Origin of the sequence: Kitasatospora viridis, from assembly GCF_007829815.1 — a bacterium.
In the GTDB taxonomy this organism is placed as follows: Bacteria; Actinomycetota; Actinomycetes; order Streptomycetales; family Streptomycetaceae; genus Kitasatospora; species Kitasatospora viridis.
In genome coordinates, this window is the sequence record NZ_VIWT01000001.1 from 432,271 (window position 1) to 445,730 (window position 13,460).

At 73.0% G+C, this 13,460-nt stretch carries 17 protein-coding genes; 13 read left to right on the forward strand and 4 right to left on the reverse strand.

Translation table 11 applies throughout. The annotated features are described in order from the left end of the window. Window positions 1-50: 50 nt before the first annotated feature. Window positions 51-1,589: a ricin-type beta-trefoil lectin domain protein gene (locus FHX73_RS01970; protein WP_145902952.1), complete on the reverse strand. Its 1,539-nt coding sequence runs from the start codon at window positions 1,587-1,589 to the stop codon at window positions 51-53. A 131-nt stretch (window positions 1,590-1,720) separates the two neighbouring features. Here FHX73_RS01970 and FHX73_RS01975 point away from each other — a divergent pair, with 131 nt between their 5' ends. Then, window positions 1,721-2,182, forward strand: coding sequence for a prevent-host-death family protein (locus FHX73_RS01975; RefSeq protein WP_145902953.1), 462 nt, complete (start codon window positions 1,721-1,723; stop codon window positions 2,180-2,182). After that, window positions 2,179-2,535 (forward strand): hypothetical protein, encoded by a 357-nt coding sequence (locus tag FHX73_RS01980; RefSeq protein ID WP_145902954.1) that lies wholly within the window; start codon window positions 2,179-2,181, stop codon window positions 2,533-2,535. The genes FHX73_RS01975 and FHX73_RS01980 overlap by 4 nt, the downstream gene beginning before the upstream one ends. Before the next feature lie 36 nt (window positions 2,536-2,571). Here FHX73_RS01980 and FHX73_RS01985 read toward each other — a convergent pair whose 3' ends face one another. After that, on the reverse strand, window positions 2,572-2,838 hold the full coding sequence (locus FHX73_RS01985; RefSeq protein ID WP_145902955.1) for a GlsB/YeaQ/YmgE family stress response membrane protein: 267 nt from the start codon (window positions 2,836-2,838) through the stop codon (window positions 2,572-2,574). Window positions 2,839-2,928: 90 nt separating this feature from the next. On the opposite strand from FHX73_RS01985, the gene FHX73_RS01990 reads away from it, so the two are divergent. From FHX73_RS01990 to FHX73_RS02005, 4 genes are all read left to right on the forward strand, one after another. Further along, a complete protein-coding gene (locus tag FHX73_RS01990) occupies window positions 2,929-3,651 on the forward strand; it encodes a response regulator transcription factor (RefSeq protein WP_145902956.1) in 723 nt (240 codons plus the stop codon). After that, on the forward strand, window positions 3,648-5,090 hold the full coding sequence (locus FHX73_RS01995) for a sensor histidine kinase (RefSeq protein ID WP_145902957.1): 1,443 nt from the start codon (window positions 3,648-3,650) through the stop codon (window positions 5,088-5,090). The genes FHX73_RS01990 and FHX73_RS01995 overlap by 4 nt, the downstream gene beginning before the upstream one ends. Before the next feature lie 96 nt (window positions 5,091-5,186). Continuing rightward, a complete protein-coding gene (locus FHX73_RS02000; RefSeq protein ID WP_145902958.1) occupies window positions 5,187-5,588 on the forward strand; it encodes a hypothetical protein in 402 nt (133 codons plus the stop codon). After that, on the forward strand, window positions 5,585-5,818 hold the full coding sequence (locus tag FHX73_RS02005; RefSeq protein WP_145902959.1) for a hypothetical protein: 234 nt from the start codon (window positions 5,585-5,587) through the stop codon (window positions 5,816-5,818). The genes FHX73_RS02000 and FHX73_RS02005 overlap by 4 nt, the downstream gene beginning before the upstream one ends. A 47-nt stretch (window positions 5,819-5,865) precedes the next feature. Here the strand turns inward: FHX73_RS02005 and FHX73_RS44425 are convergent, their stop codons facing one another. After that, the gene (locus FHX73_RS44425) at window positions 5,866-6,270 is read right to left on the reverse strand and encodes a hypothetical protein (RefSeq protein WP_170304806.1); all 405 of its coding nucleotides are present in this window, start codon (window positions 6,268-6,270) and stop codon (window positions 5,866-5,868) included. Between the two features lie 354 nt (window positions 6,271-6,624). Here FHX73_RS44425 and FHX73_RS02015 point away from each other — a divergent pair, with 354 nt between their 5' ends. The 6 genes from FHX73_RS02015 to FHX73_RS02040 all read left to right on the forward strand — a co-directional run bounded on the left by FHX73_RS02015 (window position 6,625) and on the right by FHX73_RS02040 (window position 11,087). Beyond that, entirely contained in the window at window positions 6,625-7,125 is a 501-nt protein-coding gene (locus FHX73_RS02015) for a cysteine dioxygenase (RefSeq protein ID WP_145902960.1), read from the forward strand. Then, window positions 7,119-7,505 carry a rhodanese-like domain-containing protein gene (locus FHX73_RS02020; protein WP_145902961.1) on the forward strand — a complete coding sequence of 129 codons (387 nt, stop codon included), beginning with the start codon at window positions 7,119-7,121 and terminating at the stop codon, window positions 7,503-7,505. Before FHX73_RS02015 ends, FHX73_RS02020 begins: the two co-directional genes overlap by 7 nt. 214 nt (window positions 7,506-7,719) lie before the next feature. Then, window positions 7,720-8,838, forward strand: a complete 1,119-nt coding sequence (locus tag FHX73_RS02025; RefSeq protein WP_145902962.1) for an ABC transporter ATP-binding protein — start codon at window positions 7,720-7,722, stop codon at window positions 8,836-8,838. Further along, window positions 8,828-9,493, forward strand: a complete 666-nt coding sequence (locus tag FHX73_RS02030) for an ABC transporter permease (protein ID WP_145902963.1) — start codon at window positions 8,828-8,830, stop codon at window positions 9,491-9,493. The genes FHX73_RS02025 and FHX73_RS02030 overlap by 11 nt, the downstream gene beginning before the upstream one ends. Then, window positions 9,490-10,161, forward strand: a complete 672-nt coding sequence (locus FHX73_RS02035) for an ABC transporter permease (RefSeq protein ID WP_145902964.1) — start codon at window positions 9,490-9,492, stop codon at window positions 10,159-10,161. Before FHX73_RS02030 ends, FHX73_RS02035 begins: the two co-directional genes overlap by 4 nt. 47 nt (window positions 10,162-10,208) lie before the next feature. Next, complete coding sequence (locus FHX73_RS02040) at window positions 10,209-11,087, forward strand: ABC transporter substrate-binding protein (RefSeq protein ID WP_145902965.1); 879 nt, start codon at window positions 10,209-10,211, stop codon at window positions 11,085-11,087. 69 nt (window positions 11,088-11,156) lie between these two features. Here FHX73_RS02040 and FHX73_RS45950 read toward each other — a convergent pair whose 3' ends face one another. After that, window positions 11,157-11,960, reverse strand: a complete 804-nt coding sequence (locus tag FHX73_RS45950) for an aggregation-promoting factor C-terminal-like domain-containing protein (protein WP_246213304.1) — start codon at window positions 11,958-11,960, stop codon at window positions 11,157-11,159. Between the two features lie 459 nt (window positions 11,961-12,419). Here FHX73_RS45950 and FHX73_RS02050 point away from each other — a divergent pair, with 459 nt between their 5' ends. Beyond that, window positions 12,420-13,223, forward strand: coding sequence for a class I SAM-dependent methyltransferase (locus FHX73_RS02050; RefSeq protein WP_145902966.1), 804 nt, complete (start codon window positions 12,420-12,422; stop codon window positions 13,221-13,223). Window positions 13,224-13,460 lie beyond the last annotated feature (237 nt).

Genomic DNA, 13,460 nt, shown 5'->3' on the forward strand with positions numbered 1-13,460 from the left:
TCGTCGCTCACTGTCCCATCTGCCGGCCCATCCACCAGCTGCTGTCCGGGTCAGGACGGCAGGTACCACGTCTGGCTGTTCGACACCGTGCAGCCCGCGAGTTGGAGCTGCACGCCCGCTACCGTCGAGCTCTGGGGGTCGTCGAGGCAGAGTCCATCCGCGACGTGGCTCAGGTAGCCGCTGGGGTGGACGGCCCACTGTTGGCCCGGGGTGCCGTCGCAGGTGGCGAGGGTGACCGTTGAGCCGGTGGCCGTCGGCTGGAGGCACTGGCCGAGGGCGCGGAGGGTGCCGTCGTTGGCGAGGGTCCAGATCTGCGCACCGGTGTAGGTGCAGCCGGAGAGCACGGCCGCCGTTCCCGCCGAGGTGTCGGTGAGGCACTTCTGGGCGGCCGCGTTGGTGAGTCCGCCGGAGATCTGCACGCCGTTGTAGGGCAGCCGGTACTGCTGGGCGGCGGTGCCGTTGCAGGGGTAGAGCTGCGGTTGCACGCCCCAGGTGGTCGACGAGTTGGGGTCGTCCAAGCACAGACCGGTCCCCGCGTTCACCAGCGAGTGCGAGGCGCCGGGCCGCCACTTCGCGGCGGCGTCGGTGCAAGGGCCGATCACGATCGGGCTCCCGGGTGCCGTGCCGGTGGGCTCCAGACACTTGCCCAGTACCTGGAGGGTGCCGTCGTCGGCGAAGGTCCAGGTCTGCGCGTTGGTGCCGTTGCAGCCCCAGAGGTCGACCGGGCTGCCGTCGGTGGTCGCCGAGTGGTAGTCGTCCAGGCAGCGGCCCGGGATGCCCGAGGTGACCGCGCCGGTGGGCAGGCCGGTGGCGGGCTCGAAGGAGAAGGCGTTGGTGGCCAGCCCGGTGCCGTTCTCCCAGACCTCGAAGCCGGCGGAGACGCCGCACAGGTACTGCGCCTGGGGCAGGTAGCCCCGGCTGATCGCGTCGATCGCGAACAGCCGCAGGTCGAGGTGGTCGACGGCGGTGGTCGCGGTGGGCAGCTGATAGTTGATCAGGTGGTGGGTCGGCGAGATGGTCGCCGCGTTCACCTGGTAGCCGGTGCCGCCGATGTCGACCGTGCCGACGGCGGTCGGACCGTAGGGCTTGGCCTGCGGCCCCTGGCCGTTGAGCCAGATCATCAGCTCGTCGCTGCCGGTCGGGTCGCAGCTGGTGGCGTTGGCGCTGAACCACAGGTCGTACGCGGCGTCGTAGGTGCCCGGGACGCCCTGGGTCGTGTGCCAGCTGCTCGTCGCGTCACCGAGCGAGGCGACCGGGATCGGCAGGCCCTGGAGGGGCTTGATGTAGGCGTAGGCGCCCGGTCCCTGGTTGGGGTTGGTGATGGTGCCGGCGGTCAACTGGCTGGTGGTGAGCGTGAAGTCGGCGCCGCCGTCGGTGCTGACGCACTGCTGGACCTTGGCCGGGTCCGCGTTCCACTCACCGGCCCCGACCTCGTAGCCGCCCGCCACCGTGACCGTGTTCTGCCCGCACACCGGCCCGGCCGGGGCGGCCGCGGCCGCCCCGGCGAACGGGCCGGATCCGGTGGCCGCGCACAACAGCGCGGCGCCCAGCAGTGCCACTCGGCGTCGTGCCGAGGCGGTGCTTCGCATGAGGACCCCCCTTGTCGTCTGCGGGTGATCCTAGATCCAGCGCCGCCCCAGCCCCCGCGGCGGCGTGCAGTACCTGCACGATCAATGCCGAACGGTTGACTTCGGAACGTATTCCGAAATAGCGTGAACCCATGTCCACTCTCACCGTGTCGTTCTCCGACCTCTCGAAGAACTCGAAGCGTGTCGCGGACACCGTCGAACAGGCCCAGCGGGTCCATGTGACGCGCCGGGACGGCGAGGATCTCTATCTGACCACCGAGCGTCACGACCGCGAGCGCGAGGAGACCGCCGATGTCACCGCGCGGTTGTTCGCCGCGCTGATCGCCAGCGACGAGGGGGCGCGCGCCGTCCTTCTCGCGCTGCCCGAGGTCTTCCCGTGGACTCGACATCTGTCGGCCGAAGAGGTTCGGGAGTTCGTCGTCGACCTCATAAACGCCACCCGCGACGTGGTCGAGCTGGATGTCCACGCCAATCTGCACCGCGTGATCGTCGAATGGCGCGCCACCGCCCGGATCCTGGCTGATCCCAGCCTGGCCGTGCAGCTCACCGAGCCCCTCCCCAGCGAGGACCACGGTGAGGTGCCGGCCCCGTGAGCCCCAAGCGTGGCGACGATGTCCCACCACCCCCGATCGGTGGCGAGTGGCGACTGCGGTTCGCCACGAACGAGGCGGCGAAGGGGTGGGGCGATCTCTGTGTGGAGGCACCTGGGAACACCCGGCGTTGCTTCGAAGCGCTCCGCACCGCGCCGGACTCCCTGACCGACCCGGATCGGCAGCACCGACTCCGCGGGCGCCTGGCGACCCGTGTCCTGGGAGGAACGGAGTTGCCGCAGTGGGAGTACGAGGTGACCGCCGGTGGGCGCGTCCGCTACCTGATCGACGAGCCCACCCGCACCGTCCATCTCGTTTACGCCTCGCCTCGGCATCCCAAGGACACCGACAGCTGACCCGATCTCCGGGCGGACCCGTTCTGGATCCGCGTCTCAGCGCCGCGAGTTGCCGAACAGCAGCCGGTAGACGATCAGCAGCACCAGCGCCCCCGCGATGGCGGCGACCCAGGTCTGCAGGTCGTAGAAGTGCCGCGCGACCGGGCGGTGGAGGAAGTGCGAGGAGAGCCAGCCGCCGACGAACGAGCCGGCGATGCCGATCAGCGTGGTGACGATCAGGCCGCCCGGGTCGCGGCCGGGCAGCAGCAGCTTGGCGATCGCCCCGGCCAGCAGGCCCAGCACGATCCAACTCAGAACACCCATGTCCTCCCCTTTCGTCATGGAGTGGGACGCCACTCACCGTCTTCCCGGTTGCTGAGAAAACTCTCATCGGACCGTGCGACCGTGTCGCCCATGGCCAGCACGCTCAGCACGCTCAGCACCGAGCACACCGGACAGGTCCTGGTGGTGGACGACGACGCCACCATCCGCCGCTCCCTGGAGCGCGGCTTGCGGCTGAGCGGGTTCGCCGTGCGCTCGGCCGACGGCGGCACGACAGCGCTGGAAATGATCGCCGAGACGCCGCCGGACGTCGTCGTGCTCGACGTCTCGATGCCCGACCTGTCCGGCACCGAGGTCTGCCGGCGCCTCCGCGCGGACGGCTGCGACCTGCCCGTGCTGATGCTCTCCGCGCTGGACGAGCTGGGCGACCGGGTGTCCGGGCTCCAGGCCGGGGCCGACGACTACCTGGTCAAGCCGTTCGCGCTGGAGGAACTGGTGCTGCGGCTGCGGGCCCTGCTGCGCCGCCGTCCGCCCGCCGGCGACGGCGTGCTGCGGGTCGGCCCGCTCGAGATCTCCCCCGCCACCCGCGAGGTGCGCCGGGACGGCGAGCCGGTGCACCTGACCCGCCGCGAGTTCGAGCTGCTGGAGCAGCTGGCCCGCAACGCCGGCCTGGTGCTGACCCGCGATCAGCTGCTGGACCGGGTCTGGGGCTACGACTTCGAGGTGCGCACCGACGCCGTCGACACCTTCGTCAGCTACCTGCGCCGCAAGCTGGAGGACGGCGGACGGGAGCGGCTGGTGCACACCGTGCGCGGGGTCGGGTTCGTACTGCGGATACCGGGGGTGCAGAGATGAGGCTCGCCACCAGGATCGCGCTCTGGTCCGGCGCGGTGGTCTGCGTCCTCGTGCTCGGCGCGGGCGCGCTGCTGCTCGGCCTGGTCACCCACGACCTGCGGGCCGAGCAGAACACCAAGCTCCAGGACCGCGCCCAGGCGGTGCTGCCGAACGTCCGGGCGCTGCTCAACGCGGACCGCCAGGGCCGCAGCCAGGTCGAGCAGAACCAGCACCGCAAGCTGCTGGAGGCGGCGCTGGACGTCGGCGTCCGGGTGGACGACGCCGCCGGCCAGCCGGTGACCAGCGGCGGACCGATGCCGAGCACGCTGCCCGACCCGGCGAGCGCCACCAAGCCGGTGACGGTGCAGGCGGACGGGCGCAGCTGGCAGCTGCTGGCCCGTCAGGTCGCCGGTGCCAACCCGGGCACGCTCTGGCTGGCCGTGCCCTCCTCGGCCACGAACCCGCAGGTCGACGCGGTGCGCGGGCGGATCCTGCTGGTGGCGGGCCTGGCCGCGCCTGTCGGCGGGCTGCTCGCCTTCGCGGTGGCCCGGCGCGCGGCCACTCCGCTCAGCCGGCTCGGCCGGCAGGCCGCCGAGCTGGACCCGGGCGCCGGCGCGGCCGGCTTCACCCACCGGCCCAGCGGCATCGGCGAGGTGGACGAGCTGGCGGCCGCGCTGACCGGGGCGCTCTCCCGCTACGACGAGCAGGCGGCCCGCACCGCCCAGGCGCTGGAGACCGCCCGGTCGTTCTCCGCCGCCGCCTCGCACGAGCTGCGCACCCCGCTGATGGGCCTGCAGACCAACCTGGACGTGCTGGCCGCCCACCCCGACCTGCCGGACCCGGACCGCGCGGAGATCCTGGCCGACCTGCGGGACGACCACCGCCGGCTGCTCGACCTGCTCACCGCGCTGCGCACGCTGGCCCGCGGCGACCTGGTGGAGGAGGAGGCGTTCGGCCCGGTGGACCTGGCCGAGCCGCTCACCGCCGCGCTGGTCGAGCTGCGCCGGCGCCGACCCGACCTGCAGCTCGCCGGCCTCCCGGCGACGGCCGAGCTGCGGGTCTTCGGCTGGGAGGCCGGGCTGCGGATCGCCTGCGACAACCTGCTCGGCAACGCGGCGGTGCACGGCGCCCGGCCGGGCGAACCGGCCCGGATCACGGTGGGCCTGCGCCGCGAGGGCGACGAGGCGGTGCTCACCGTCGACGACCACGGGCCGGGCATCGCGCCGGCCGAGCGGGCCGCCGTCTTCGACCGCTTCCACCGCCGCCCGGACAGCCCGGGCTCCGGTCTCGGCCTGACCCTGGTGGCCCAGCAGGCGGCCCTGCATCGCGGCACGGTGACCGTCACCGACCCGCCCGGCGGCACGGGCTGCCGGATGGAGCTGCGGCTGCCGCTGGTCCGGCCGAACGCGCCGACCCTGCCGCTGCCCGCCCGGCGCGACTGGATCACCGCCTCGCACTGAACGGCCTGCGTCCCACAGGGTTTCCACAAAGAGGCTCCCTACCGTACGGGTCAGTCGGGCGAACGCCCGGACGTCCCACGAACGGAGGACCTCGCCATGCTCTCCTACCGCAAGGCCGCTGCTGCTGCCGGTACTCTCGCGCTCGGTGCGGCGCTGCTCGCGACGGCCGCGCCGGCGCAGGCCGCGACCACGGCCGCCGCGCCGAAGAGCGACGGCGCCAAGGGCATCTGCAAGCGGCTGCCGAAGACCGAGCAGCGGATCCAGAAGGCGCTGAACCGGCTGAACGGGCCGGCCACCGAGGTCGGCTCGATCGCCCGGCTGCAGCAGCGGGTGACGGACGCGCAGAACGCCGGCCACACCGCCGTCTACACCTACCTGAACGACCGGCTCACCTACCGCAAGAGCCTGGTCGGCACCCTGAGCACCCGTCAGAGCGACCTGAACGCGGTCGCCACCTGGTGCACCTCGCAGGGTCTGGGCCAGGGTCAGGCCCAGTGAGGCGACTGCTCGCCACGGCGGCGGTCGCCCTGACCGCCACCGTGCTGCTGACCGGCTGCGGCAGCTCGGCGCCCGCCGCCGCCCCGCAACAGCCCGCCGCCACCACCACGACGACGCCCGACCCGCAGCTCAGCTCGATGGAGCAGAAGGTCAACGCGGCCGACAGCGCAGCCGCGGCCGCCGACTCGGACGCCGCGCAGGACACCGCCACGGCGGCGCCGGGCAACTGAAGACACGTCAGCCCCCGGGGACCGCAGCCCCGGGGGCTGACGGCATGTCACATGTTGAAGGTGATTCCTCCGTTGATCTGACCGGTCTGGATGACCTGATCCGCCCGGGCCTTGTCATTGAGCGAGTTGGTCAGCCTCCCGATGTGCGTCCCGCCCTGCGCACGCAGCCACCCCGCCAGCTCCGCCGCCAGCTCCGGGTCCTGCTCCCGCCGCTCCAGCAGCACCCCGCACAGCTCGCGGACCTGCTGCTCGTTGCCCGGGTCGACCTGCACCGCCGCAGCCGGCTCGACGGTGGCGACCTCGGCGCCGGTCGCCCGTCGCTTGAGCGCCCGGGTCAGCATGGCCTGCAGGCTCTCCCAGGCCTTGCCCCCGGCGGCGGTGCCGGCCGCACTGGCGGCGGTGGTGACGGCTTGGATGACGGTGGCGTCGATGTCCACGGGCTGCTCCCCCATGCGCTCTGCCGAACGCCGCACTCGCGGCGTGACCACACGATAGCCGCATGTCCGGCTTGACGGGCCGGTCGCGGATCTACCACTATCTGCGGCATGGAGCACGGCACCTTCCTCGTCTGCCGCCTGCACGTCGATCTGCGACGCCAGGCGAGCGACATGTGTGCCTGTTGCTGAGCAGCTGAGACTGCCTTTCCCCCGCTCTTCCGCCTGACCGGCTGATCCCGTGGTGCGTTCCGGGACCCGTCCGCCGGCGGCCGTCCTGCCTTCCGCGCACGCCGCACGCCCTCCGCACGCGCCGTCGCACCTCCGTCCCGGGCCGCTCCGCGCCCCGCTCCGCCATTGCCGAGGTCCGCCATGACCAACAGCACCACCACGAGCACCGCCACCACGACGAGCACCGCCCCCCTCACCCCCGCCGAGCTGCGCGCCCTCGTCGCCGAGCTGGCCGACCGGCCGCAGGAGTGGATCCACCTGGTCCGGCTCTCCTCGGACGAACGCTGGTACCAGCGGCTGGCCCTGACCGAGGACCACGAGGTCTGGCTGATCAGCTGGCTGCCGGGGCAGTCCACCGGCTTCCACGACCACGGCGGCTCGCGCGGCGCGTTCACGGTCGCGCTGGGCGAGCTGGAGGAGCTCTCGCTCGGCGGCGACCAGGGCGCCCTGCACACCCGCCGGCTGCCGGCCGGCTCGGTGCGCGCGTTCGGCCCGGACTACCTGCACGACGTGCGCAACACGACCAACGGCCCCGCCGTGACCCTGCACGCATACTCCCCGCCGCTCGGCGGCATGACCCGGTACGAGCTGCGGGCCGACGGCCTGAAGCAGACGGCCGTGGAAGGACCGGACCAGTGGTGACCACCATCGACGACCTGATCGCCCGCTCCCGCGCGGGCGTGCACCGCCCGGACCCGCAGCAGGCCCACGCCGCCCACCGGGCCGGCGCGCTGCTGGTGGACATCCGCCCGGTCCAGCAGCGGGCCGAGGAGGGTGCGATCCCGGGCGCCCTGGTGATCGAGCGGAACGTGCTGGAGTGGCGGCTCGATCCGACCGGCAGCCACCGGATCCCGCAGGCCACCGGCTACGACCTGGAGATCGTGCTGTTCTGCTCGGAGGGCTACGCCTCCAGCCTGGCGGCCGCTTCGCTGCGCGAGCTGGGCCTGCACCGGGCGACCGACCTGGACGGCGGGTTCCGCGCCTGGGAGGCGGCCGGGCTGCCCACCGCGCCGGGGGCGTGAGTTCCCGGCCTCACAGAACTGACACCGCAGGATCTGACAATATGCCAGATCCTGCGGCGTGTCGGATGCGTCACCGATCGCCGTCGAGGGTTTCCCTTGGTGCTGACACGGGCAGGCAGCCACGGGTGCCGGTCCCGACGCCCCGTCACCTCCGGACCTCATCGACTTGGAGTCCATCGACCGGTGCCCCGGCACCCTGGCCAGGAACGTTCACGTGATCAGATTCGACGGCGCCGCCAAGCGCCACCCGGACGGCACGCTCGCCGTCGAGGGCCTCGACCTCACCGTGCCGCAGGGCCGGACCACCGTGCTGGTGGGCCCGTCCGGCTGCGGCAAGACGACCATCCTGCGGATGGTCAACCGGATGGTCGAGCCGACCTCGGGCCGGGTGCTGCTGGACGGCGCGGACGTCGCCCGGCTGGACGCGGCGAAGCTGCGGCGCGGCATCGGCTACGTGATCCAGCAGGCCGGCCTGTTCCCGCACCGCCGGGTGGTGGACAACATCGCCACGGTGCCCCGGCTGCTCGGCTGGGACCGCCGGCGGGCCCGGAAGCGGGCGATGGAGCTGCTGGAGCTGGTCGGCCTGGCACCCGAGACGGCGCGCCGCTACCCGTTCCAGCTCTCCGGCGGCCAGCAGCAGCGGGTCGGCGTGGCCCGGGCGCTGGCGGCCGACCCGCCGCTGCTGCTGATGGACGAGCCGTTCAGCGCCGTCGACCCGGTGGTCCGGGCCGGGCTCCAGGACGAACTGCTGCGCCTGCAGGCCGAGCTGAACAAGACGGTGCTGTTCGTCACCCACGACATCGAGGAGGCCGTGCGGCTCGGCGACCAGATCGTGGTGCTGCGCGAGCACGGCCGGATCGCCCAGGTGGCCGACCCGGCCACCCTGCTGGCCGCCCCCGCCGACGAGCAGGTGGCCGCGTTCCTCGGCCGGGACCGCGGCCTGCGCGGCCTGGCGCTGCGCCCGGCGACCGACATCCCGCTGCGCCCGGCCGGCGAGCCGTTCGAGGGCTGGACCCTGACGGTGGACCAGGACGGCCGCCCGACCGGCTGGCAGGGCCCGGCGCGCGCCCCGGTCGACGGTGTCCCGCTGGACCGTACAGAAACGATCCGTCAGGTCGCCGTCTACCAGCCGGGCGCGGACACCCTGCGCACCGCCCTGGACAGCGCCGTGCTCTCCCCCGCCCGGGCGGCCGTGGCCGTGGACCGGGACGGCCGGGTGCTCGGGCTGGCCCCGCGCGCCGCCGTGCTGGACGCGCTGGACGCGGCCGGCCCCGACACGAGGACGCAGCCCGCCGCCGGGATAACGGCCTCGGGGGTCACCGATGGGCGATGAACCCCTGGTCCGCTGGAACTGGGTGCGCAGCCACCTCGGCTACCTGCGCGGCCTGCTGGTCGACCACGCCGAGATCTCGCTCCTCCCGGTGCTGATCGGCCTGCTGATCGCGGTGCCGCTCGGCCTGCTCTGCACCCGCTACGGGCGGCTCTACCAGCCGCTCGCCGCGCTCTTCAACGTGATCTACGCGCTGCCGGCGCTGGCCGTCTTCGTCGTGCTGATCCCGTACACCGGGCTGGCCACCCAGGCCACCGTGATGATCCCGCTCACCTGCTACGCGCTCGCGGTGCTGCTGCCCACCACGGTGGACGGGCTGCGCGCGGTGCCGGAGCCGGTCCGGCAGGCGGCCACCGCGCTGGGCTACGGGCCGTGGCGCCGGCTGGCCGCGGTCGAACTGCCGGCCGCGGTGCCGTACCTGATGGCCGGTCTGCGGGTGGCGGCGGTCTCCAGCATCTCGCTGGCCAGCGTCGGCGCGCTGGTCGGCCGCGGCGGCCTGGGCTACCTCTTCATGGACGGCTTCCAGCGCACCTTCCCGACCCCGATCGTGGCCGGGATCGTGCTGGTCGCGGCACTGGCCCTGGTGACCGACGCGGTGCTGCTGCTGGCCCGCCGGCTGCTGGCACCGTGGGCCCGGCGCGAGGCGGTGGGCCGGTGAACGTCTTCTCCTGGCTCTCCGACTTCTTCGGCTCGGCGGACCGGCAGCACGGACCGGACTCGATCGTCCACCGGATCACCGAGCACCTGGTCTTCTCCGGCGAGGCGCTCGGCTGGGCGGTGCTGATCGCGGTGCCGCTGGGCCTGCTGCTCGGCTACACCGGCAAGGCGGCCGGGCTGGTCACCGCGCTGAGCGGCGCGGCCCGGGCGCTGCCCACCCTCGGCCTGGTCACCCTCGCGGTGCTGCTGGCCGGGGTCGGCGAGACCGCCGTGCTGGTGCCGCTGGTCGCGTTGGCCGCACCGGTGCTGCTGGTGGCCGCCTGCGAGGGCGTGCGGTCCACCGACCCGGAACTGCGGGACGCCGCCCGCGGCATCGGGCTGACCCACCGTCAGGTGCTGCTCCAGGTCTGCGTGCCGTGGGCGCTGCCCGCCCTGCTGGCCGGGCTGCGCACGGCGGCCGTCCAGGTGATCGCCACCGCCACGGTCGCCGCCTACGTCGGCCTCGGGGGCCTCGGCCGCTACGTGGTGGACGGGCTGGCCACCCAGGACTTCGCGCAGACCTTCGGCGGCGCGCTGCTGGTGGTGCTGCTGGCCGTGGCCACCCAGGTGCTGTTCGCGCTGCTGCTGCGTTTCGCGCTGCCCGCCGGGCTGCGCCGGCCGCGCGGCTGATCCCCCTCACACCCCGTCAGTCTCACCGTTTCGGAAGGAACTACCCCATGTTGTCCGCACGTGTGCTCACCGCTGCCGCCGTCGCCGCTGCCGCCGCCCTCTCGATGACCGCCTGCTCCTCCAGCGACCCGCTCTCCGGCAACAAGGTGGTGATCGGCTCGGCGAACTTCCCGGAGAACGTGCTGCTCGCCTCGATCTACTCGCAGGCCTTGCAGGCCAAGGGCGTCAAGGTGACCGAGAAGTTCGACATCGGCAGCCGCGAGGTGCTCTACGGTCAGCTCAAGGACGGCAAGCTGACCATACTGCCGGAGTACAACGGCGGTCTGCTGAGCTATCTGGATCCCAAGTCAACCGCGGCCAGCTCGGCGGACGTCAACGCCGCGCTGGCCAAGGACCTGCCGAGCTCGATCGAGCTGCTCAACTCCGCCGCCGCCGAGGACAAGGACACCCTGACGGTCAGCCAGGAGACCGCCGCCAAGTACAACCTGAAGAGCATCGCCGACCTGGCGCCGCTGGGCGCCCAGTTCACCGTGGGCGGGCAGCCGGAGTTCAAGTCCCGCCGCGAGCAGCAGTTCCAGGACGTCTACGGCGTGGGCTTCAAGGAGTGGAAGCCGACCGCCGACACCACCGCCAACGCGATCAAGGACGGCACGGTGCAGGTCGGCGACGTCTTCACCACCGACCCGCGGATCACCTCGCTCGGCCTGGTGCCGCTGGCCGACCCGAAGAACCTGTTCGGCGCCCAGAACGTGACGCCGGTGGTCTACAAGTCCCAGGCGAACAGCACCGTCACCGACACCCTGAACGCGGTCTCGGCCAAGCTGGACACCGCCGGGCTGCTGGCCATGATGAAGCAGGTCAGCGTGGACAAGGACGACCCGTCGCAGGTGGCCAAGGAGTGGGTGAAGGCCAACGGCCTGGCCTGAGCACGTGCCGGTGCCCCCGGACGGAGAGTTCTCCATCCGGGGGCACCGGTCGTGCGTGCACTGGTCGGCTTAGTACCAGTGGTGCGCCTGCCACCAGGTCCAGGCGGCGTTCGGGCTGCCGTAGCGCTCGTTCATGTAGTTCAGCGTCCACTTGATCTGGGTGACCGGGTTGGTCTTCCAGTCGGCGCCGGCCGAGGCCATCTTGCTGGCCGGCAGCGCCTGGCCCAGGCCGTAGGAGCCGGAGGACGGGTTGACCGCCTGGTAGTTCCAGGTGCTCTCGTGCGTGACGATGTTGTTGAACGAGGCCCACTGGTTGGCCGGAACGATGCTCTGCGCCAGCGCGCGCAGGCCGCTCGGGCTGGTGTCGGTGGCGGTCGCCGGGGCCGGCTTCGGGGCCGGGGCGGGCGCGGGCTGCGGGGCCGGAGCCGGCTGCGGGGCGGGGGCCGGCTGCGGCGCCGGCTGCTCGGCGGCGGGCTGGGCGGCCGGCTGCGGGGCCTCGGCCGGCTGGGCGGCCGGGGTGGCGGGCTTGGCCTGCTCGGTCTGGAACGGCATCGCCAGGGCGGTGCCGTTGCCCTTGGCGGCCGGCTCCAGGTACGGGGCGCTCTCGATCTTGCCGCCGGCGGCGGCCGGGGTGAGGCTCACGGGGGTGCCGTTCAGGGCCGGCTTCAGCTTGTCCATCAGCTCGGCACCGTGCGGCGCGTCGACCGCGGCGGAGTGCGCGGGAGCGCCGGCGGCGGTGCCGGTGGCGACGGTGGCGGCGTCGGAGGGGAGCGCGAAGGCCACGGCGGAGGCGGCGACGGCGGCGGTCAGGCCGGCCGTGGCGAGGACCACGGAGGATCGTCGACCCACGGTGGTCATCAGGGCGCTGCGCATACTGCTTTACCTCTTCGGGGTTGCCGGTCCCGGACGCACGACAACATCACCGCGCGGCGCGGGGCCGCGGGACTGTTGCGTGGGCGCGTCGGTGACCGTGGGCACGCCGTTGCCGGTCGGTGCCCGTACGGAAGCGCTCCACCACCTCGAAGACTCGAAGCAGGCTCGATGGCCGGTACCGGTGAACCCGAACGGTCCGTCCCGGTGAGGGCGGTGCGCTTGGCGACTCGTCCAGGTTTAACCCGGCGCTCGGCGGGGCAGCAAGCACCGCCCCTACGACGCCCGGTAGTAGGTCGGTGCCGACCGCCCGCGCCGACCGCTCCAGCACTGCGGAGACCGCTACGACCCGTGCTCGTACTCCGGAAACGCCTGTGGGGATGGTCACCAGCTTGGTCACTCACGGTGAGCAACGGGAAACTCGTTTGCACCCGTCCGGCCGCACGGGACAGGCTCGCGGCCATGACGCATTCCCTCGCCCCCGAAGTCCTCGCCTACTACGACCGCGGCAACGAGGCCGGCCGGCTGGCCCTGCCGAAGAACCGCCTGGAGCTCTGGCGCACCCAGGACGTGCTGCGCCGCCTGCTGGCCGAGCTGGGACCCGGCCCGCTGCGGGTCCTGGACGTCGGCGGCGGAGCCGGCGTGCACGCCGAGTGGCTGGCCGGCGACGGCCACCGCGTCGAGCTGCTGGACCCGGTGCCGCTGCACGTCGAGCAGGCCGGCCGGCTACCCGGCGTGACCGCCACGCTGGGTGACGCGCGGGCCCTGCCCGTGCCGGACGGGGAGGCGGACGCAGTGCTGCTGCTCGGCCCGCTCTACCACCTGCCGGATCCGGCCGACCGGCTGACGACCCTCACCGAGGCCCGCCGCGCGGTGCGCCCGGGCGGCCTGGTGGTGGCGGCGACCATCAACCGGTTCGCCGGACTGCACGACACCATGCGCAGCGGCGCCTACTTCGATCCGGCCAACCGGGCCGCCACCGACGCCTGCGTGGCCAGCGGTGCACTGCGCCCGGCGAGCGAGCAGAACCTCTTCACCACCGCCTACTTCCACCGGCCCGAGGAGGTGCCGGCCGAGTTCACCGCCGCCGGGCTGACCACGACCGGCCAGTACGGCCTGGAGGGCGCCGCCTGGCTGCTCGGCATCGAGGAGCGGCTGGACGACCCGGACCAGCGCGAGCAGGTGCTGGCCGCGCTGCGCACCGCCGAGTCGGAGCCCACGCTGCTGGGGATCAGCGGGCACCTGCTGACGGCGGGGCGGCACTGAGGGACGGGGCTGACGGTTCCTCAACTGTGCCTTAAGAGCACCCGAAGGGTGGGGGCGAGTCCCGGCCGTTGGATTGTTAGGTCTCTTGACAGATAACTGGTCTAGTCCAACGATATGACTCGTCCCCGCCGGACGGTGGTCGCACCCCCACGCTGCCCACCGCCGCCCCCGCCCCCGCACACCGATCCCGAACCGACGCTGCCGCGCCGGTCGTTGTCATGTGCAAAGCCCGTTCGT

What these genes read in the sequence shown, in the direction of transcription:
- FHX73_RS01970 (WP_145902952.1), bottom strand. Translation starts at nt 1,589, where the DNA reads ATGCGAAGCACCGCCTCGGCACGACGCCGAGTGGCACTGCTGGGCGCC.
- FHX73_RS01975 (WP_145902953.1), top strand. Translation starts at nt 1,721, where the DNA reads ATGTCCACTCTCACCGTGTCGTTCTCCGACCTCTCGAAGAACTCGAAG.
- FHX73_RS01985 (WP_145902955.1), bottom strand. Translation starts at nt 2,838, where the DNA reads ATGGGTGTTCTGAGTTGGATCGTGCTGGGCCTGCTGGCCGGGGCGATC.
- FHX73_RS01990 (WP_145902956.1), top strand. Translation starts at nt 2,929, where the DNA reads ATGGCCAGCACGCTCAGCACGCTCAGCACCGAGCACACCGGACAGGTC.
- FHX73_RS01995 (WP_145902957.1), top strand. Translation starts at nt 3,648, where the DNA reads ATGAGGCTCGCCACCAGGATCGCGCTCTGGTCCGGCGCGGTGGTCTGC.
- FHX73_RS02000 (WP_145902958.1), top strand. Translation starts at nt 5,187, where the DNA reads ATGCTCTCCTACCGCAAGGCCGCTGCTGCTGCCGGTACTCTCGCGCTC.
- FHX73_RS44425 (WP_170304806.1), bottom strand. Translation starts at nt 6,270, where the DNA reads ATGGGGGAGCAGCCCGTGGACATCGACGCCACCGTCATCCAAGCCGTC.
- FHX73_RS02015 (WP_145902960.1), top strand. Translation starts at nt 6,625, where the DNA reads ATGACCAACAGCACCACCACGAGCACCGCCACCACGACGAGCACCGCC.
- FHX73_RS02030 (WP_145902963.1), top strand. Translation starts at nt 8,828, where the DNA reads ATGGGCGATGAACCCCTGGTCCGCTGGAACTGGGTGCGCAGCCACCTC.
- FHX73_RS02040 (WP_145902965.1), top strand. Translation starts at nt 10,209, where the DNA reads ATGTTGTCCGCACGTGTGCTCACCGCTGCCGCCGTCGCCGCTGCCGCC.
- FHX73_RS45950 (WP_246213304.1), bottom strand. Translation starts at nt 11,960, where the DNA reads ATGCGCAGCGCCCTGATGACCACCGTGGGTCGACGATCCTCCGTGGTC.
- FHX73_RS02050 (WP_145902966.1), top strand. Translation starts at nt 12,420, where the DNA reads ATGACGCATTCCCTCGCCCCCGAAGTCCTCGCCTACTACGACCGCGGC.